At 76.2% G+C, this 18322-nt stretch carries 22 protein-coding genes and 1 pseudogene; 19 read left to right on the forward strand and 4 right to left on the reverse strand.

Going from position 1 to position 18322, the window contains the following annotated elements:
• Window positions 1-44: 44 nt before the first annotated feature.
• Entirely contained in the window at window positions 45-200 is a 156-nt protein-coding gene (locus tag HCN56_RS14205) for a hypothetical protein (RefSeq protein WP_167971055.1), read from the reverse strand.
• Between the two features lie 195 nt (window positions 201-395).
• Here HCN56_RS14205 and HCN56_RS14210 point away from each other — a divergent pair, with 195 nt between their 5' ends.
• The 4 genes and pseudogenes from HCN56_RS14210 to HCN56_RS14225 all read left to right on the forward strand — a co-directional run bounded on the left by HCN56_RS14210 (window position 396) and on the right by HCN56_RS14225 (window position 4265).
• Complete coding sequence (locus HCN56_RS14210) at window positions 396-1586, forward strand: NYN domain-containing protein (protein ID WP_167971057.1); 1191 nt, start codon at window positions 396-398, stop codon at window positions 1584-1586.
• 123 nt (window positions 1587-1709) lie between these two features.
• Window positions 1710-2609: pseudogene (locus HCN56_RS14215) on the forward strand (ABC transporter ATP-binding protein); the annotation flags it as partial.
• Window positions 2570-3535 carry an ABC transporter permease gene (locus tag HCN56_RS14220; RefSeq protein WP_512700873.1) on the forward strand — a complete coding sequence of 322 codons (966 nt, stop codon included), beginning with the start codon at window positions 2570-2572 and terminating at the stop codon, window positions 3533-3535. The pseudogene HCN56_RS14215 and the gene HCN56_RS14220, both read left to right, overlap by 40 nt.
• A gap of 94 nt (window positions 3536-3629) precedes the next feature.
• The gene (locus tag HCN56_RS14225; RefSeq protein WP_167971062.1) at window positions 3630-4265 is read left to right on the forward strand and encodes an ABC transporter permease; all 636 of its coding nucleotides are present in this window, start codon (window positions 3630-3632) and stop codon (window positions 4263-4265) included.
• Window positions 4266-4416: 151 nt separating this feature from the next.
• Here the strand turns inward: HCN56_RS14225 and ybaK are convergent, their stop codons facing one another.
• Complete coding sequence (ybaK, locus tag HCN56_RS14230; protein ID WP_167971072.1) at window positions 4417-4914, reverse strand: Cys-tRNA(Pro) deacylase; 498 nt, start codon at window positions 4912-4914, stop codon at window positions 4417-4419.
• 79 nt (window positions 4915-4993) lie between these two features.
• On the reverse strand, window positions 4994-5734 hold the full coding sequence (locus HCN56_RS14235; RefSeq protein WP_167971074.1) for an LON peptidase substrate-binding domain-containing protein: 741 nt from the start codon (window positions 5732-5734) through the stop codon (window positions 4994-4996).
• Window positions 5735-5840: 106 nt separating this feature from the next.
• On the opposite strand from HCN56_RS14235, the gene hisD reads away from it, so the two are divergent.
• From hisD to HCN56_RS14280, 9 genes are all read left to right on the forward strand, one after another.
• A complete protein-coding gene (hisD, locus tag HCN56_RS14240) occupies window positions 5841-7193 on the forward strand; it encodes a histidinol dehydrogenase (RefSeq protein ID WP_167971077.1) in 1353 nt (450 codons plus the stop codon).
• Window positions 7190-8323: a histidinol-phosphate transaminase gene (locus HCN56_RS14245; RefSeq protein ID WP_167971079.1), complete on the forward strand. Its 1134-nt coding sequence runs from the start codon at window positions 7190-7192 to the stop codon at window positions 8321-8323. Before hisD ends, HCN56_RS14245 begins: the two co-directional genes overlap by 4 nt.
• Window positions 8320-8913: an imidazoleglycerol-phosphate dehydratase HisB gene (gene hisB, locus HCN56_RS14250; protein ID WP_167971081.1), complete on the forward strand. Its 594-nt coding sequence runs from the start codon at window positions 8320-8322 to the stop codon at window positions 8911-8913. Before HCN56_RS14245 ends, hisB begins: the two co-directional genes overlap by 4 nt.
• Window positions 8910-9074: a CG2302 family histidine operon protein gene (locus tag HCN56_RS14255; protein WP_167971083.1), complete on the forward strand. Its 165-nt coding sequence runs from the start codon at window positions 8910-8912 to the stop codon at window positions 9072-9074. The genes hisB and HCN56_RS14255 overlap by 4 nt, the downstream gene beginning before the upstream one ends.
• A complete protein-coding gene (gene hisH, locus HCN56_RS14260; RefSeq protein WP_167971085.1) occupies window positions 9071-9718 on the forward strand; it encodes an imidazole glycerol phosphate synthase subunit HisH in 648 nt (215 codons plus the stop codon). The genes HCN56_RS14255 and hisH overlap by 4 nt, the downstream gene beginning before the upstream one ends.
• Before the next feature lies 1 nt (window position 9719).
• A complete protein-coding gene (priA, locus tag HCN56_RS14265; protein ID WP_167971087.1) occupies window positions 9720-10490 on the forward strand; it encodes a bifunctional 1-(5-phosphoribosyl)-5-((5-phosphoribosylamino)methylideneamino)imidazole-4-carboxamide isomerase/phosphoribosylanthranilate isomerase PriA in 771 nt (256 codons plus the stop codon).
• A complete protein-coding gene (locus tag HCN56_RS14270) occupies window positions 10487-10957 on the forward strand; it encodes a Rid family hydrolase (RefSeq protein ID WP_167971089.1) in 471 nt (156 codons plus the stop codon). Before priA ends, HCN56_RS14270 begins: the two co-directional genes overlap by 4 nt.
• Window positions 10954-11718 carry an imidazole glycerol phosphate synthase subunit HisF gene (hisF, locus tag HCN56_RS14275; RefSeq protein ID WP_167971091.1) on the forward strand — a complete coding sequence of 255 codons (765 nt, stop codon included), beginning with the start codon at window positions 10954-10956 and terminating at the stop codon, window positions 11716-11718. The genes HCN56_RS14270 and hisF overlap by 4 nt, the downstream gene beginning before the upstream one ends.
• A 382-nt stretch (window positions 11719-12100) precedes the next feature.
• Window positions 12101-12415 carry a hypothetical protein gene (locus tag HCN56_RS14280; protein WP_167971093.1) on the forward strand — a complete coding sequence of 105 codons (315 nt, stop codon included), beginning with the start codon at window positions 12101-12103 and terminating at the stop codon, window positions 12413-12415.
• A gap of 75 nt (window positions 12416-12490) precedes the next feature.
• On the opposite strand, the gene HCN56_RS14285 is transcribed toward HCN56_RS14280, so the two are convergent.
• On the reverse strand, window positions 12491-13126 hold the full coding sequence (locus HCN56_RS14285) for a TIGR03085 family metal-binding protein (protein WP_167971095.1): 636 nt from the start codon (window positions 13124-13126) through the stop codon (window positions 12491-12493).
• A 212-nt stretch (window positions 13127-13338) separates the two neighbouring features.
• Between HCN56_RS14285 and hisI the strand changes: the two genes are divergently transcribed.
• The 6 genes from hisI (at window position 13339) to trpC (ending at window position 18098) form a co-directional block, all read left to right on the forward strand.
• On the forward strand, window positions 13339-13710 hold the full coding sequence (hisI, locus tag HCN56_RS14290; RefSeq protein ID WP_167971097.1) for a phosphoribosyl-AMP cyclohydrolase: 372 nt from the start codon (window positions 13339-13341) through the stop codon (window positions 13708-13710).
• 11 nt (window positions 13711-13721) lie between these two features.
• Window positions 13722-15275, forward strand: coding sequence for an anthranilate synthase component I (locus HCN56_RS14295; protein WP_167971099.1), 1554 nt, complete (start codon window positions 13722-13724; stop codon window positions 15273-15275).
• Entirely contained in the window at window positions 15272-15910 is a 639-nt protein-coding gene (locus tag HCN56_RS14300) for a TIGR02234 family membrane protein (RefSeq protein ID WP_167971101.1), read from the forward strand. Before HCN56_RS14295 ends, HCN56_RS14300 begins: the two co-directional genes overlap by 4 nt.
• Before the next feature lie 337 nt (window positions 15911-16247).
• Window positions 16248-16550, forward strand: a complete 303-nt coding sequence (locus HCN56_RS26425) for an HGxxPAAW family protein (RefSeq protein WP_245246561.1) — start codon at window positions 16248-16250, stop codon at window positions 16548-16550.
• Between the two features lie 100 nt (window positions 16551-16650).
• Window positions 16651-17058, forward strand: a complete 408-nt coding sequence (locus tag HCN56_RS14310; RefSeq protein WP_167971103.1) for a DUF2752 domain-containing protein — start codon at window positions 16651-16653, stop codon at window positions 17056-17058.
• A gap of 233 nt (window positions 17059-17291) precedes the next feature.
• Window positions 17292-18098 carry an indole-3-glycerol phosphate synthase TrpC gene (gene trpC / locus HCN56_RS14315; protein WP_167971105.1) on the forward strand — a complete coding sequence of 269 codons (807 nt, stop codon included), beginning with the start codon at window positions 17292-17294 and terminating at the stop codon, window positions 18096-18098.
• Window positions 18099-18322: the final 224 nt, after the last annotated feature.

Below are 18322 nucleotides of genomic sequence, written 5' to 3' on the forward strand. Positions count from 1 at the left end.
GCGGCGGTGGCCCGCGCGGGTGCCCGACCCGCGCGGACCTGCGGTCAGTTGTGGCCGAAGCGCCGCTGCCGCTTCCGGGACGACGCGTGCTCGCCCATCGACCCGCCCTCCGGCGCGGTCGCGGCCTGCTTCTCGGTGGTGGCCGCCGCGGCGCGGTCGGCGGCGGGGTGTCTGCGGTCCTTGCTCTTGCTCTTGGCCATCGGGTTCGCCTCCTGTGAGGTCCCATGCACCCCCGGTACGACTCCGGGAGGCTCAGCCTCGCACGTCGTCCGCAACCTCGCATTTCGGGCAGGACGCCCATTCGCCACGCCGAAGATCGAGTTGGGACCGATAAGCGGCGCACCGTCGGGCAGACTCAGGGAAACACCCGATGAAGACCGTGGAAGGGGTGCGCCATGGACCGTTGTGTCGTTCTGGTCGACGCCGGTTACCTGCTGGGCGCAGCCGCCAGCCTCCTGGCCGGCGACCCCGCCCGGGCCCGCATCTCCGTCGACCACGCCACGCTGATCTCGGCGCTGCGCGAGCGTGCCCGCGAGGAGACCGGCTGCGAACTCCTGCGCATCTACTGGTTCGACGGCGCGCCCGACCGCGTACCGCAGCCCGAGCACCGCCGGTTGCGCGTCATGCCGCGCGTCACCGTGCGACTCGGAGCGCTCACCAGGAGCGACGGGCGGTGGGCGCAGAAGGGTGTCGACGCCGCGATGCACGCCGAACTCACCGAGCTCGCCCGCAACCGCGCCTGCGCCGACATCGTGCTGGTCACCGGCGACGGCGACCTGCTGCCCGGCCTGGTCTCCGCCAAGGAGCACGGGGTCGCGGTCCACCTCTGGGCCGTCCAGGCCGCCGACGGCGACTACAACCAGTCCGAGGACCTCGTCGCCGAGGCCGACGAGCGCCGCGTCCTGGACCGCGCCTGGATCACCCGGGCGGTGCGCCTGCGCGACGCCCCCGGGCTCGCCCCCACCACTCCCCGCCCCGAGATCGCGGCCATCCTCTCCGCCCCGCTGCCCGAACCGGACGGGGAGCAGGCCGCCCCGGAGAACGGCACCGCCCCCGCCCCCGCGCCGAAGGAGCCGGAGAAGGCGGCGGCCTGCGACGAGGAGCAGCACCGCAGCGGCGTCCCCACCCCCAAGGACCTCGCCTCGCTGGGCCGTCCGGCCCCCGCGCAGCCGGCCTCCGCGGTGGTGCGGTGGTCCTCCGACCGGGGCTGGGTCGAGCGGGGGAGCGGTGAGGGCCCCGAGGTCTCCGGGCTGCCGATGCTCTCCCAGCTGACCTCCGCCGAGCAGCGCTGGGCCGACCGGGAGGAGGACATCACCGCCGTCAGCGGCGACCCGACCGAGGTCGGGCAGGTCTTCGCCCGGCGGTGGGCCGACCGGCTCGGCGCGACCGCTCCGCTGCGCACGATCGCCGCGGTCTACCCGCGCATCCCGCACCGCATCGACGGCGAGCTGCTGCGCTACGCCGCCCGGTTCGGCCTGCTCACCCACAAGGACGACCAGATCGACGAGAAGGACCGCTACGACATCCGCGGCGGCTTCTGGCGCGAGATCGACGCGCGCACCAAGACGGGCTCCGACTCCGCCTGACGCGGTGGTGCCGCAGGTCGGGCCGGTCGCCGACGAGGCCGGGGAGGCCCCGTGGCCCGGGGCGGGGAGGGCGCCGCGTACCCTGGGCGGGTGTCCCCCTTTCCTGCACAGACCGGTGTGAACATGGTCGAGGCCGGGTGCCCGCCCGACGACGGAGCGGCCGGATCGGTCACCGCACTGGCGGTGCGCGGCCTGACGAAGACCTATCCCGGCCGCCGCGCACGGGGACGCTCCCGGGACCAGCCCGCCGTCCGGGCCAGCGACGGCATCGCGCTCGACGTCCACCGGGGCGAGATCTTCGGGCTGCTCGGCCCCAACGGGGCGGGCAAGACGACCCTGGTCCGCCAACTCACCGGACTGCTCCGGCCCGACGAGGGCTCGGTCTCCCTCCTCGGCCACGACCTCGTCCGGTACCCGCGCCGCGCGCCGCGGCTGCTGGCGTACCTCGGGCAGGACGCCACCGCCATCGACGAACTCACCGTCTCCCTCGCCGCGGAGACCGCGGGGCGGCTGCGCGGGCTGGAGGCCGCCGACGCCCGCCGCGCGGCCCACGAGACCCTGGACGAGCTGGGGCTCGGCGAGCTCGCCGCCCGTCCGCTGAAGCGGCTCTCCGGCGGCGAGCGCCGTCTCGCCGCGGTCGGCGCCACCCTCACCGGTGAACGCCCGGTGCTCGTCCTCGACGAGCCCACCAGCGGCATGGACCCGGTCGCCCGCCGCGCCGTCTGGTCCGCCATCGACCGGCGGCGCGCCGAACGCGGCGCCACCGTCGTGCTGGTCACCCACAACGTGATCGAGGCGGAGACCGTCCTGGACCGCGTCGCCGTCCTCGACGGCGGCCGCGTCATCGCCTGCGACACCCCGGGCGGGCTGAAGTCCCTCGTCGGCGACGAGGTCCGGCTGGACCTGGTGTGGCGCGAGCAGCCGCCCGCCGCCGACCCGGCTCTGGCCCGGCTGCGCGAGGACGCCCGGATCTCCGGCCGGCGCTGGACGCTGCGGCTGACCCCCGAGCGCGCCCGCGCGGTGGTCACCACCGTCACGGCGGGGCCCGCCTTCGGCGCGCTCGACGACTTCACCCTGGCCACCCCGAGTCTGGAGGACGTCTACCTCGCGCTCGGCGGCCGGGGCGAGGGGCTGGTCAAGGCATGACCGCCACCCTCCCCGCCCCCGACCGTCCGGGGGCGGACGCCCCCGCCCCGCTCGCCCCGCAGGCCCGCCTGTGGCCCTCGCTCGCCGCGGTCTACCGCTCGCAGCTCTCGCGGGCGCGGGTCGCCCGCATCCCGCTGCTGTTCGTCGCCACCTTCCAGTCCATCGGCATCATGATCCTGATGCGGGGCGTGGTGGACTCCGGCCCCGGTGACGAGGCACGCGCCGTCGTTGCCGGGTCCAGCGTGCTGGTGGTCGCGTTCGTCGCGCTCAACCTGCTGGCGCAGTACTTCGGGCGGCTGCGCGCCGAGGGCGGGCTGGACTTCTACGCCACGCTGCCGGTGCCGGGCGCCGCCGTGGCCCTGGGGACCGCCGCCGCCTACGCCTCGTTCACCGTGCCGGGCGTCGTCGTCACCGCCGTGACCGGCTGCCTGATGTACGGCCTGCCGCTGAGCGGGCTGTGGCTGCTGGTGGCCGTCGTCCCGCTCGCGGGGGCCGCGCTGGCCGGGCTGGGCGCCGCCGTCGGCCTGCTGGCGCCCCGCGCGGAGCTGGCGACCCTCTGCGGGCAGCTCGGCATGTCCGCCGCCCTGCTGCTGGGGGTGCTGCCCGCCTCCCGGATGCCGGAGCCGATCACCTGGCTGCGGGACCTGCTGCCCTCGACCTACGGGGTCGAGGCCCTGGCGCAGGTGCTCGGCCCCGGCGCCGACTGGGGGTCGGTCACCGCCAACCTCGCCGTCTGCGCGGCCGCCGGGGCGCTCGCCCTGGCGCTGGCCACCTGGGCCTACCGGCGGGCCGCCGGCCGCTGACCGGACGAGTCTCCGGGGCCCGTCGGCCGGCCCCGTTGCCCCGAACAGACGTACCAGGCTCCGAACTGGTGGACCCGGCTGGCAGGATGGCCGGGTGAACCAACCGCAGCCCGCGCCGGGCGACCCGGGTCCTCACCCGGGCCGACCCGCCCACGACCCCTGGACCGCCCACCTGCCGGAGACCGGCCCGCCGAAGTCCGGTCCCGGGTTCGGCGCCGACCTGCGGGACGCGCTGCTGGCCCTCGTCGGCAGCGCCCTGATCGGCGGGGCCGCGGTCGGGCTGCTCTGGTACTGGCTGGCCCCCGGGGTCGCCCTCGTCTCCAACGGCGAGGCGCTCTTCCCGCGCAACAGCGAGGGGGAGGGGGCGGTCGCCGCGGACGGCACCTTCCTGCTGGCCGGCATCGGCGTCGGCGTGGTGCTCGGCGTCCTCACCCACCTGCTGCGCCGGCGGGGCGGGGTACCCCTCGTCCTCGGGCTGGCCCTGGGCTCCGCGATCGGTGCCGTCCTCGCCTGGCGGCTCGGCATCCTCCTGGAGCCGCCCCGCTCGGAGATCATCGAACGCGGCCGGGAGCTGGAACCCGGCGGCGTGATCGACGCACCCCGGGAGCTGACCGCCAGGACGGCGCTGCTGGGGCTGCCCTTCGGCGCGCTGGCCGGCCACGCGGCCTGCTACGCCGCCTGGGGTCCGCGGGACCAGGCGCCCCGGCTCGGCGCCCACGCCCGCCCCTGACCTCCGCGCCGCGCGCAGCGGCTCCGTCCGCCCGGTCGCCCCAGCCGCGCTCACGGAGCCGGGCCGCCGGTTCACCCGCGAGGGCGACGCCGGAGGCGGCCACCGCCACCCCCGCGGGGCAGCCGTTCACCCGAACGGGGGCGGTGGCGGATCAGGCGGCCGCGATCGGCGCCAGCACCGCCCCGGTCAGCCGCACCAGCTCCGCCGGCGCCAGTTCGATCTCCAGCCCCCGACGGCCGGCCGAGACGAAGACCGTCGGCAGCCGGGCGGCGGAGGCGTCCACCACCGTCGGCAGCGGGCGGCGCTGCCCCAGCGGCGAGATGCCGCCGCGGACGTAGCCGCTGGACCGCTCGGCGGCCGCCGGGTCCGCCATCACCGCGCGCTTCCCGCCCACCGCCGCGGCCAGCGCCTTCAGCCCCAGCGAACCGGCGACGGGCACCACGCCCACCGTCAGCCGGCCGTCCACCTCCGCCACCAGGGTCTTGAAGACCCGGTCCGGCGAGGTTCCCAGCGCCCGTGCGGCCTCCTCGCCGTAGGACGGCGCCGCCGGGTCGTGCTCGTAGGAGTGCAGCGTGTACGCCACCCCCGCCGCGGTCGCGGCCACCGTCGCCGGGGTGCCGCCCCCGGCCGCCTTCTTCCCGCGCCCCATGCGCCCGCTCCTCCTGCTCGTGCCGGCCCGCCCGCGGCCGGCCCACCCGCGGACGGGCCGGCCGGGCGCGGGGCGCGCCTCAGTTCAGATAGGTCGGCCGCTGCGTGAAGTCCGCGCCGGGCACCGACGGCAGCTTGCCGATCAGAGTCGTCTCCCGCCGCAGCAGCTTCAGCTCCCGGGCCAGCCGCTCCGCGGTGTCCGGCGCCTGCAGCAGCTCCTGCTTCTCCGCGGTGGACAGCAGCGTCGCCGCCGCCACCAGGTACGAGACCACCGACGGCTCCTCGGGCAGCTCCTGCTCCCCGGCCAGCGTCCGCTCCATCGCGGTGGCCAGCTCCCGCTGGTAGGCGCGGAAGGCCCGGAGCACGCCCTGCGCCAGCGGCGCGGCGCCCTCGCCCTCCTCCTCCTCCAGCAGTTCGACCTCGCCGGTGAGGTACTGCTCGCCCGCGGTCACCGACCGCAGCCGGAACCGCGTGGTCCCGGTCGCCACCACCTCGTACCCCGAGCCGTCGGGGCGCTCGCGGATGGTCGAGGCGTCCGCGACACACCCGACCTCGTGGAACGAGGCCATCGGGTCCTCCGCGAACCCCGCCCCGGGCCCGGCCGGCAGCGGCTCGCCGTCCGGCAGCCCCAGCGCCGTCGGCGCCACCTCGTGGCCCTCCCGGATCGCGATCACGCCGAACGCCCGGTCGTCCTCGTCGGGAACGGCCGAGAGGTCCGCCATGAGCGCCCGGTAGCGGTCCTCGAAGACGTTGAGCGGCAGCACCAGGCCCGGGTACAGCACGGTGTTGAGTGGGAAGAGCGGTAGCTGCGTGGTGGTCACAGCGGGCCACCCTATCCCCGCACACCCCGCCGCCGGGCGCACACCGCACGTATCACACAGTGGGATGAGCGGCCGGGGCGCGGAACGGGTCTGAGAGACTGGAGGGGTGCTGAACCTCCTCGATCTGCGCGGTTCCGTCGCCTCCGGCGGCGGGATCGACCGCACGCTGCTGCCCCGCGCCGAACTCGACGTCGCCGCCGCCCTGGACCAGGTGCGGCCGGTCTGCGAGGACGTGCGCCATAGGGGGGACGCCGCGCTGATCGACTACGCCCGCCGGTTCGACGGCGTGGAGATCGACCGCGTCCGGGTCCCCGAGGGGGCGGCCGAGCAGGCGCTCCGCGAGCTGGACCCGGCGGTGCGCGCCGCCCTGGAGGAGTCCATCCGCCGCGCGCGCATCGTGCACCGCGCCCAGCGGCGCACCGACGTCACCACCCAGGTCGTCCCCGGCGGCACCGTCACCGAGCGGTGGGTCCCGGTGGACCGGGTCGGGCTGTACGTCCCCGGCGGGAACGCGGTCTACCCCTCCTCGGTCGTGATGAACGTGGTCCCCGCGCAGGAGGCGGGTGTCCCGTCGCTGGCCGTCGCCTCCCCGCCGCAGGCCGCCTTCGGCGGACTGCCGCACCCCACCGTCCTCGCCGCGTGCGCGCTGCTCGGGGTGGAGGAGATCCACGCGGCCGGCGGCGCCCAGGCGATCGCGATGTTCGCCTACGGCGCCGACGAGTGCGAGCCCGTCTCGCTGGTGACCGGCCCCGGCAACATCTGGGTCGCGGCGGCCAAGCGCCTCCTCAAGGGCCGCATCGGCATCGACGCCGAGGCCGGGCCCACCGAGATCGCGATCCTCGCCGACGCCACCGCCGACCCCGCCCACGTCGCCGCCGACCTCATCAGCCAGGCGGAGCACGACGTGCTGGCCGCCGCCGTGCTGGTCACCGACTCCGAGGCGCTGGCCGCCGCCGTGGCCACCGAGGTCACCGAGCAGGTGGCGCGCACCCGCCACCGCGAGCGGATCACCGAGGCGCTGAGCGGCCGCCAGTCCGGCATCGTGCTGGTGGACTCCGTCGACGACGGCCTCGCCGTGGTCGACGCCTACGCCGCCGAGCACCTGGAGATCCTCACCGCCGACGCGCCCGCGGTCGCCGCCCGGGTCCGCAACGCCGGTGCCGTCTTCGTCGGCGCGCACTCCCCGGTCTCGCTGGGCGACTACTGCGCCGGCTCCAACCACGTGCTGCCCACCGGTGGCTGCGCCTGCCACTCCTCCGGCCTGTCGGTGCAGTCGTTCCTGCGCGGCATCCACGTGGTGGACTACAGCCGCGACGCCCTCGCCGAGGTCACCGGCCACGTCGTGGCGCTGGCCGAGGCCGAGGACCTCCCCGCCCACGGCGCCGCCCTCAAGGCGCGGTTCGGCTGGACCGTCCCCGAGAGCGCCCCCACCGGGCCGACGGGGGTGGGCGACCGATGACCGCCCCCGGCGCCCCGCCGACCGTCGACGACCTCCCGGTCCGCCCCGAGCTGCGCGGGAAGTCGCCCTACGGCGCCCCGCAGCTGGAGGTGCCCGTTCGCCTCAACACCAACGAGAACCCGTACCCGCTGCCCGAGGCCCTGGTCGCCCGGATCGCGGAGCGGGTCACCGAGGCCGCACGCGGCCTCAACCGCTACCCCGACCGCGACGCCCTGGAGCTGCGCGGCGCGCTGGCCCGGTACCTCACCGACACCACCGGCCACCCGATCGCCGCCGAGGGCGTCTGGGCCGCCAACGGCTCCAACGAGGTGCTGCAGCAGCTCCTCCAGGCGTTCGGCGGGCCGGGCCGCACCGCGCTCGGGTTCGAGCCGTCCTACTCGATGCACGGGCTGATCGCCCGCTCCACCGGCACCGACTGGGTCGCCGCCGGCCGCGGCGCCGACTTCGCGCTCGACGCCGACACCGCGCGGCGCGCCGTCGAGGAGCACCGCCCCGACGTGGTGTTCGTCTGCACCCCGAACAACCCCACCGGGACGGCCGTCCCCGCCGAGACGGTGCTCGCGGTCCACGACGCTGCGCAGGCGGTCCGGCCGACGCTGGTCGTGGTGGACGAGGCGTACGTCGAGTTCTCGCACGGCGCCTCCCTGCTGCCGCTGATCGAGGGCCGCCCGCACCTGGTGGTCTCCCGCACCATGTCCAAGGCGTTCGGCGCCGCCGGGCTGCGGCTCGGCTACCTCGCCGCCCACCCGGCGGTGGTGGACGCGGTGCAGCTCGTGCGCCTGCCCTACCACCTCTCCGCCGTCACCCAGGCCACCGCACTGGCGGCGCTGGAGCACACCGATACGCTGCTGCGGTACGTCGAGCGGCTGCGCGCGGAACGCGACCGCCTGGTCGTCGAGTTGCGGGCGGCCGGCTGCGAGGTGACCGACTCCGACGCCAACTTCGTGCAGTTCGGGACCTTCGACGGCCCCGGCGGGGCGGCCGAGGTGTGGCGGCGGCTGCTGGAGCACGGGGTGCTGGTCCGGGACAACGGCGTACCGGGCCGCCTGCGGGTGACCGCGGGCACTCCCGAGGAGAACGACGCGTTCCTGGACGCGGTACGCGCAGTGATGAAGGAGTACGACCGATGAGCCGCACCGGCCGGGTGGAGCGCACCACCAAGGAGACATCCGTCGCCGTCGAGATCGACCTCGACGGCACCGGCAGGACCGACGTCTCCACCGGCGTCGGGTTCTACGACCACATGCTCGACCAGCTCGGCCGCCACGGGCTGTTCGACCTCACGGTGAAGACCGACGGCGACCTCCACATCGACAGCCACCACACCATCGAGGACACCGCGCTCGCGCTCGGCGCCGCCTTCCGGCAGGCGCTCGGCGACAAGCGCGGCATCGTGCGGTTCGCCGCCGCCTCGGTGCCGCTGGACGAGTCGCTGGCCAACGTCACCGTCGACCTCTCCGGGCGCCCCTACCTGGTGCACACCGAGCCCGAGAACATGGCGCAAATGATTGGCCCCGACTACGACACCACGATGACGCGCCACATCCTGGAGTCGTTCGTCGCGCAGGCCCAGGTCGCGCTGCACGTCCACGTCCCGTACGGCCGCAACGCCCACCACATCGTGGAGTGCCAGTTCAAGGCCCTGGCGCGGGCACTGCGGTACGCCAGCGAGATCGACCCCCGCCAGACCGGCATCCCCTCGACGAAGGGCGCCCTGTGACGACGGCCTCCACGCTGCTCATCGCCGCGGGGCTCTTCCTCGGGGGCGGCGCGTACTCGTTCCGCAAGCAGGGGCTGCCGACGGGTGTGGTGGTCCTGCTGGCGGGCGCCGCCGCGCTCTGCCTGGTCGCCGGCGTGCTCCGACTGGAGGTGTGGCAGTGACGGCCGCCCGAACCCCCGACGTCGTCGTCTTCGACTACGGCTTCGGCAACGTCCGCTCCGCCCAGCGCGCCCTGGAACGCGCGGGCGCCCGGGTGGAGATCACCGGGGACTACGACGCCGCGATGAAGGCCGACGGCCTGCTGGTCCCGGGCGTCGGCGCCTTCGCCGCCTGCATGCGGGGGCTGCGCGCCGCCCGCGGCGACTGGGTCGTGGAACGGCGGCTCTCCGGCGGCCGCCCGGTGCTGGGGATCTGCGTCGGCATGCAGGTCCTCTTCGACGAGGGCATCGAGCAGGGCGAACGCGCCGAGGGGCTCGCGGAGTGGCCGGGCGCGGTGGACCGCCTCCGGGCCGAGACCGTCCCGCACATGGGGTGGAACACCGTGGAACGGCCCGAGGGCTCGCGGCTGTTCGCCGGCGTCCCCGAGGACGAGCGGTTCTACTTCGTCCACTCCTACGCCGCGCACAGCTGGCAGCTGGAGGTCACCAACCCGCGGATAGCCGCCCCCCTGGTGAGTTGGACCACCCACGGCGAGCCGTTCGTCGCCGCCGTGGAGAACGGCCCGCTGTGGGCCACCCAGTTCCACCCCGAGAAGTCCGGCGACGCCGGAGCCCGGCTGCTGACCAACTGGATCGAGACGCTCTGAGATGTCCCACGTGACGCCCGACGTGCTGAGCCACGTCACCGCTGACCTCCCCAAGCTCGAACTCCTCCCCGCCGTGGACGTCCGCGACGGGCAGGCGGTCCGGCTGGTGCACGGCGAGTCCGGCACCGAGACCTCCTACGGTTCCCCGCTGGAAGCCGCCCTGACCTGGCAGTCCGCCGGGGCGGAATGGCTCCACCTGGTCGACCTCGACGCCGCGTTCGGCACCGGCGACAACCGGGACCGCATCCGGGAGGTCGTCGCCGCCATGGACATCCGCGTCGAGCTCTCCGGCGGCATCCGCGACGATGACACCCTCGCCGCCGCGCTGGCCACCGGCTGCACCCGCGTCAACCTCGGCACCGCCGCCCTGGAGTCCCCCGAGTGGGTCGCCGAGGTCATCGCGACGTACGGCGACCGCATCGCCGTCGGACTCGACGTGCGCGGCACCACGCTGCGCGGCCGTGGCTGGACCCGCGACGGCGGCGACCTGTACGAGACGCTCGCCCGGCTCGACGCCGAGGGCTGCGCCCGGTACGTCGTCACCGACATCAACAAGGACGGCACCCTCCAGGGCCCCAATCTGGAGCTGCTGCGCACCGTCTGCGCGGCGACCGAGCGTCCGGTGGTGGCCTCGGGCGGCGTCTCCTCGCTGGACGACCTGCGCGCCCTGTCGGGCCTGGTCGGCGAGGGCGTCGAGGGCGCCATCGTCGGCAAGGCGCTGTACGCCGAGGCGTTCACCCTGCAGGAGGCCCTGGCGGCGGTGGCCGAGTGAGCGAGGCCGCCACCCGCCGCGTCTTCTCGGGGTCGCCCTGGGAGGACGAGTTCGGCTACTGCCGGGCCGTGGAACTCCCCGACGGACGCGTACTGGTCTCCGGCTGCACCTCGGTCGTGGACGGCGAGGTCACCGACGGCAGCCCGTACGACCAGGCGGTCAACGCCTTCGGTGTGGCGCTCGCCGCGCTCGCCGAACTGGGCCTGGACTCCGGGCACGTGGTCCGCACCCGGATGTACCTCACCCACGTCCGCGACGTCGACGACGTCGGGCGCGCCCACCGGGAGACCTTCGGCCACGCGCGGCCCGCCGCCAGCCTGGTCGTGGTCTCCGCGTTCGTCGACCCGCGCATGGTGGTGGAGGTGGAGGTCGAGGCGCACCGCGACGCCGCCCCGCACTCGCCCCGCGCCGACGAGACCGCCGCCGACGCCGCCGACGCGCTCCCGACCCCGGGGGAGGGCCGATGAGCCTGGCCGTGCGGGTGATCCCCTGCCTGGACGTGGACGCCGGACGTGTCGTCAAGGGGGTCCGCTTCCAGTCGCTCCGCGACGCCGGGGACCCGGTGGAGCTGGCCAAGGCGTACGACGCCGAGGGCGCCGACGAGCTGACCTTCCTCGACATCACCGCCTCCTCGGGGGACCGGGAGACCACCTACGACGTGGTGCGGCGCACCGCCGAGCAGGTCTTCATCCCGCTGACGGTCGGCGGCGGGGTCCGCACCGCCGAGGACGTCGACCGGCTGCTGCGCGCCGGCGCCGACAAGGTCGGCGTCAACACCGCGGCGATCGCCCGGCCCGAGCTGATCGCCGAGATCGCCGACCGGTTCGGCCGGCAGGTGCTGGTGCTGTCGGTCGACGCCCGCCGCACCCCGGAGGGCCGGTTCGAGGTGACGACCCACGGTGGGCGCCGCTCCGCCGGCATCGACGCCGTGGAGTGGGCGGCCCGCGCCGCCGAGCTGGGCGCGGGGGAGATCCTGCTGAACTCGATGGACGCCGACGGCACCAAGGACGGCTACGACCTGGAGATGATCCGGGCGGTCCGCGCCGAGGTGACGATCCCCGTCATCGCCTCCGGCGGCGCCGGGCGGCTCGCCGACTTCGCCCCGGCGGTCGGCGCCGGTGCGGACGCGGTGCTCGCCGCCTCCGTCTTCCACTTCGGCGAGCTGCGCATCGGTGAGGTCAAGGGCGCGCTGCACGAGGCGGGCCACCCCGTCCGCGGCGGCCGGTAGCGGAGCCGGGGCGGGGCCGGGGCGTGACCCGGCCCCGCCGGGCGCGGGCTCTTCGCGCGCCGCGCCGCACCGCGTTCTGCCGTCGGCGCGCGTCACGGCCGGTCGCAGCCGGTGCGTCCTTGCCGGGTCAGGGCCGGCTGCCCTCCGGCCCGGTGCGGTCCGCCGGACGGTGTCGTCCGGCTCGCTGCCCGCCACGGGCAGCATAGGCCCGGCCCCGGTGCTCCGGCGGCGTGCTCGGGCGCGCAGCTGCACGCCCGGGCCCGGGCCGCGGGGCTCGGGCGTGCAGGGGGCAGAGCGCGGGGCCGGGGCGTGTGCCGGGTCGAGTACCCCCGGGAGCACGCGTACTCATCCGCACGCCGCCGCGGCGGGGTCGACCCCGGGCATGAACGAGAGAACCGAGTCGCGGCCCGGGGCGCCCGACCTGCCCGCCGTGCACCGCTGGGCGAGGGCCGCGGCCCTGGTCGGGCTGCTCCTGGTGCCGGTCGTGCGCCTGCAGGCGCTCGCGGTCAGCCTGGACACGTACACGTCCGTCCCGGCGCCCGGGCCGGACGTGTACGGGGCGGCGCTGCTGTCCGCCGCCCTGGGGATGTGCGCCCTCGTGATGCGCTCCCGCACCACGGAGCCGTTGTTCCGGGCGTTCCTGGTGGGGTGCCAGCTGTTCGTGCTGCTCCACGCGTTCACGGGAGCGGCCGGGTGACGCGGGCCGCTCCCCGGGGACCGGACCCGCGGACGACGCCGCGCCGCCCCCGCCGGGAGCGGCGCGGCCGAATCGTCAGCCCAGGCCCAGCGGTGCCGAGGAGACGGCGGTCACCGCGCTCTCCTCGCCCTCGGCCGTCACCCGCGCCACCCGCTGCCGGCCCCAGGCGAACAGCACCAGCTCGGAGGGCTCACCGGTGACCGTCACCACCGGAACGCCCTTGCGGGCCACGACCGTCTGGCCGTTGGTCCGCCGCAGCACCAGGCCGACCGGGCAGCGCCGGGCCACCAGCTTGGCGGCGGACTCCAGCCGCCGCCACAGCGCGTCCTGGAACCGGGCGTCCAGCTCGCGGGGCTCCCAGTCGGAGCCGGCGCGGCGGACGTCCTCGCCGTGGACGAAGAACTCGACGGTGTTGGCGCCCTCGTCGACCTGCTTCAGCCGGAACGGCGACCACTTGCCGGGGCCGGTGCGCACCGCCTGCACCAGCTCCTCGTAGGGCTTCGCGGCGAACTCGGCCTGGACGCGGTCCAGCCGCTGGGCCAGCGGCTTGATCACCGTGCCGCCGGCCGCGTCCAGCCGGTTCTCCCGCACCACCAGGTGGGCGGCGAGGTCACGCGTCCGCCACCCCTCGCAGAGCGTCGGGGCCTCCGGCCCGGCGGACTCCAACAGATCGGCCAGCAGCAGACGTTCACGATGGGCATGCGTAGACATGCGGCCAGCGTAGGCGCCGCACGCCCGGTACCGGTGGACGCCGGGCCGCCGGAGCGCGGCGATTCGGCCGCCGCGCCCCGCCTTCCCGCCGCCCCGGACCGCCGAGGCCGCCTGCCGCGGCCGAGGCCGCGCCCCCGGGCCCGGCGCCCGGCGCCCGGTACCAGCCGACGGACACCGCCGCACGACCGCCGCCGACGGGGGACAATGGCGCCATGCCAGATGAGCAGCCCGGAGCCCCCCGGCTCGACCCCGCCGTCGCCGCCCGCCTGCGCCGCAACGCCGACGGCCTCGTCCCCGCCATCGCCCAGCAGTACGACACCGGTGAGGTGCTGATGCTGGCCTGGATGGACGACGAGGCCCTGCGCCGCACCCTGGCCACCGGCCGCGGCACCTACTGGAGCCGCAGCCGGCAGTCCTACTGGGTGAAGGGCGAGACGTCCGGGCACACCCAGCGGGTCCACTCCGTCGCCCTCGACTGCGACGGCGACACCCTGCTGCTCCGCGTGGACCAGCAGGGCCCGGCCTGCCACACCGGCGACCGCACCTGCTTCGACGCGGGCGACCTCCCGCTCGCGGCGCAGTAGGGTCGGGCGCCATGACGACCACCGTGGACCTGGACCTCGACACCTTCCGCATCCGGGCCAAGGACCGCCGGGTCATCCCGGTCACCCGCCGCCTGCTCGCCGACGGCGACACCCCCGTCGGCCTGTACCGCAAGCTCGCCGGCGGCCGTCCCGGCACCTTCCTGCTGGAGTCCGCCGAGAACGGCCGGACCTGGTCCCGGTACTCCTTCGTCGGGGTCCGCAGCGCCGCCGCCCTGACCGTGCGCGACGGGCGGGCCCACTGGCTCGGCACCCCGCCGGTCGGCGTCCCCACCACCGGGGACCCGCTCGCCGCGCTCCGCGGCACCGTCGAGGCGCTCCACACCCCCCACGACCCGGCGCTGCCGCCGTTCACCGGGGGCATGGTCGGCCACATCGGGTACGACGCCGTCCGCCGGCTGGAGGAGATCGGCGACGACACCGCCGACACCCTGGGCGTCCCGGAACTCACCATGCTGCTCGCGACCGACCTCGCGGTGCTCGACCACCGCGACGGCACGGTCCTGCTGATCGCCAACGCCGTCAACCACAACGGCCTCGACACCGGGGTGGACGACGCCTACACCGACGCCGTCGCCCGCCTCGACGCGATGACCGCCGACCTCGCCCAGCCCACCCCGGGCGACGCCGTCGCGCTGCCGCCCTCCGAACTCCCCGAGTACACCGAGGACTGGGGCGGGGAGGCGTTCCGCGAGGCGGTCGAGACCGTCAAGGAGCACATCCGCGCCGGCGACGCCTTCCAGGTGGTGCCGTCCCAGCGGTTCAGCACCCCCTGCCCCGCGGACGCCCTCGACGTCTACCGCGTGCTGCGGACCACCAACCCGAGCCCGTACATGTACCTGCTGCGGCTGCCGGCCGCCGACGCGGCGGACGACGGGCCGTGGGACGCCCCCGGCCGCGGCTACGACATCGTCGGCTCCAGCCCCGAGGCGCTGGTCAAGGTCGAGGACGGCCGCGCCGAGCTGCACCCCATCGCCGGGACCCGCCCCCGCGGCGCCACCGCCGCCGAGGACGCCGCCCTCGGCGAGGAGCTGCTCGGCGACGCCAAGGAGCGCGCCGAGCACCTCATGCTGGTCGACCTCGGCCGCAACGACCTCGGGCGGGTCTGCGCCCCCGGCAGCGTCGAGGTGGTCGACTTCATGACCATCGAGCGCTACAGCCACGTCATGCACATCGTCTCCACCGTCACCGGCCGACTCGCCCCCGGCAGCACCGCGTTCGACGCCCTCACCGCCTGCTTCCCCGCGGGCACCCTCTCCGGTGCGCCGAAGCCCAGCGCGCTGCGCATCATCGAACGGCTCGAACCCACCCGCCGCGGCGTCTACGGCGGCTGCGTCGGCTACCTCGACTTCGCCGGCAACGCCGACACCGCCATCGCCATCCGCACGGCCCTGCTGCGCGACGGCGTCGCGCACGTCCAGGCCGGGGCCGGGGTCGTCGCCGACTCCGACCCCGCCGCGGAGGACGCCGAGTGCCGGAACAAGGCCGCGGCCGTCCTGCGGGCCGTGGGTACCGCCCGGCGGCTGCGCGGTAGCGTGGACGGGTGAACTCCGAGCCCGGTACCCGTGACACCCGCGCCCCCCGGCGCGCCCTGGCCCTGACCCTGGCCTCGGGAGCCGCCGGCGCCGCCGTGGTGCTCGTCTCCTCCGGCCAGACCTGGGCGGAGGGGAGCGCCGCGGCCGCCGGCGGCACCCTCGCCGTCGACGCCTCCGGCAACGCCGTCTCGGGGCTGCCCAGCGCACTCGCGTTGGTCGGCCTGGCCGCGCTGGTCGCCGTGTTCGCGGTGCGCCGCACCGGCCGCCGCGTGGTCTCGGCCGTCCTCGCCCTCAGCGGCGCGGGCGCCACGGCGACCGCGCTGGTCGGTGCGGCCGACACCGCCGCGCTGGAGAGCGCCGCCGCCGAGGCCACCGGGCTGACGCAGGTCGCGGTGACCGGGGTGTCGCACACCGCCTGGCCGTGGGTCTGCGCCGTCGGCGGCCTGCTGCTCCTCACCGCCGGGGTCGTCGCCCTCGCGTACGGCGGCCGCTGGCCCGCCATGTCCGGCCGCTACGAGCGCTCCGGCCCCCGCCGGGAGCGTCGCGGCCGCGAGGGCGAGAGCGGTACCGGCGGCGGAGCGGCCGGCCGCGAGGAGCGGCCCGAGGAGATGTGGAAGGCGCTCGACCGCGGCGAGGACCCCACCTGACCCCTGCGCAGCCCCGGTCGCCAACGCGGCGACCGGCGTCCGGAGCGGTGCCCGCCACGCGCCGCGACCGCCGGCCGGACCGGTCCGGTGACCGGCGTCACCCCGGCGTCCGGTGACTCACCCTGCCGGGTGGTGACCCGCGCCACAGGCCCGCGCCCCGTCGCCTCCGCGCCCTGGCCGGGCCGCCGTTGACGGACTTTCGACCCCGTGCCGAGCGGGACCAGAGCCCCTGCCGGAGTGGGTGGGGCCACCTGCCACAATGGTCCGCGGGACGGGCAGGGGCGTGGAGCACCCTGCGCAGCCGCCGCCCCAGCCTTCGGATCGACAAGGAGCTGTCATGGCGAACGGCCACGACCACGGAAACACCCCGGCCGCCTGGGCCGGCGTCACCATCGCCCTGCTCGGCTTCACCGTCAGCGGCGTCTTCCTGACGATGGCCCAGCCCCTCGGAGTGATCGCGGGTCTGGTCGTCGTCGCACTCGGCGGTGTCGTCGGAGCGGTCATGCGGTCGATGGGCATGGGCAAGCAGGAGGAGGAGGTCACCGAGGTGACGCTCCCCACGCAGCAGAGCGGCGACGAGTCCGCCGCCGACACCGCCGCGGCCAAGGCCGACAAGGGCGAGAAGGCCGCCGCCGGCTGACGCGAGCCGCCCCGGCACCCGGGGCCGCCGCCCGGGCGGCCGTCCCCCGGACGGCCGCGCCCCGGTTGCCCCGGGCGCGACGCCCTCCCACAGTGAGGGCGTGCCCCTCGCCGTACTGCGCCGTACCGCCGCCCCGCTGGGTGCCCTCGCCCTGGCGGTGGCGGCGTTCGCGTACGTCGGGCGGGTCGACCCCAACGAGCCGGGCCACTACCCGGCCTGCCCCGTTCTCGCCCTGACCGGGCTGCACTGCCCCGGCTGCGGCGGGCTGCGCAGCGCCCACGCGGTCGCCCACGGCGACCTCGTGGCCGCCGCCGGGGCCAACGCCCTCGCCGTGGCGGCCTTCGCCGTCGCGCTGTGGTGGACCGCCCGGCTGCTGGTCGCCGCCGTGCGCGGCGCGCCGCCGCCCCTCCCGACGGTCCGATCCGGCCACCTCTGGACCGTCGCCGCGCTGACCGCCGCCTTCACCGTGGTCCGCAACACCCCCGCCGGCGCCGCGCTGCTGCCGTGACCCGGGCCGCACCGCCCGACCACGGCTCCCGGCCGGCCCGTCCGGGACGGAACTGTCCGTAATGTGGGATGCGTGCGAGGCGGATGGCACGACCACGCGGCGCGGCCTATACCATCGTCAGTGCCCGACCGAGCCGTCCACCGGCCGGAACCCGACCCCGACGACCGCGCCGCCCCACGGGCCGCGGGCCGGGGGTGACCGGAACCGACGCCCACCAGGAAGGGGCCGCGCGCGTGAGTGTGCTCGACGAGATCATCGAGGGCGTCCGGATCGACCTCGCAGCGCGTCAGGAGCGCACCGGCCTCGACGAGCTCAAGGCCGCCGCCGCCCGGGCGCCGGAAGCCCTCGACGGCGTCGCCGCGCTGCGCGGCGAGGGCGTCTCGGTGATCTGCGAGGTCAAGCGCTCCAGCCCCTCCAAGGGCGCGCTGTCCGCGATCGCCGACCCGGCGGCGCTCGCCGCCGACTACGAGGCCGGCGGCGCGGCCGTCATCTCCGTCCTCACCGAGCAGCGCCGCTTCGGCGGCTCCCTCGCCGACCTGGAGGCGGTGCGCGCCCGGGTCGACATCCCGGTGCTGCGCAAGGACTTCGTCGTCACCTCCTACCAGCTGTGGGAGGCCCGCGCCGCCGGCGCCGACCTCGTGCTCCTCATCGTCGCCGCGCTGGAGCAGTCCGCGCTGGTCTCGCTGGTGGAGCGCGCCGAGTCCATCGGCCTGACGCCGCTGGTCGAGGTGCACGACGAGGAGGAGGTGGCCCGGGCCCTGGACGCCGGCGCGCGGATCATCGGCGTCAACGCCCGCGACCTGCGGACGCTGGAGGTCGACCGCGACACCTTCGAGCGGGTCGCGCCCCTGATCCCCGCCCACGTGGTGAAGGTCGCCGAGTCCGGTGTCCGCGGGCCGCACGACCTCATCGCCTACGCCAACCAGGGCGCCGACGCCGTCCTCGTCGGCGAGTCGCTGGTCCGCCACAAGGACCCGCGCACCGCCGTCTCCGACCTGGTCGCGGCCGGCGCCCACCCCGCCCTGCGCCAGGGGAACTGACGCCCGTGCCCGCCCTGCCCGCTCCCCGTCGCCCCGCCGGTGCCGCGCACCGGCGGCTGGCGCGCGGCTGCCGTCCGCGCGGCTGCCGCGCCCCGGCACGGCGGGTGCTCGGCCGGCGGGTCCGCTACCACATCGGCTGCGAGCCCGGTCAGGTCCGCGGCGGGCGATGGCGGGCGCGCGCGCACGGGCGTCAGTTCCCGCGGCAGCCGCGCGGACGGCAGCCG

Source organism: Streptomyces lonarensis (assembly GCF_012033735.1).
Lineage (GTDB): Bacteria > Actinomycetota > Actinomycetes > Streptomycetales > Streptomycetaceae > Streptomyces > Streptomyces lonarensis.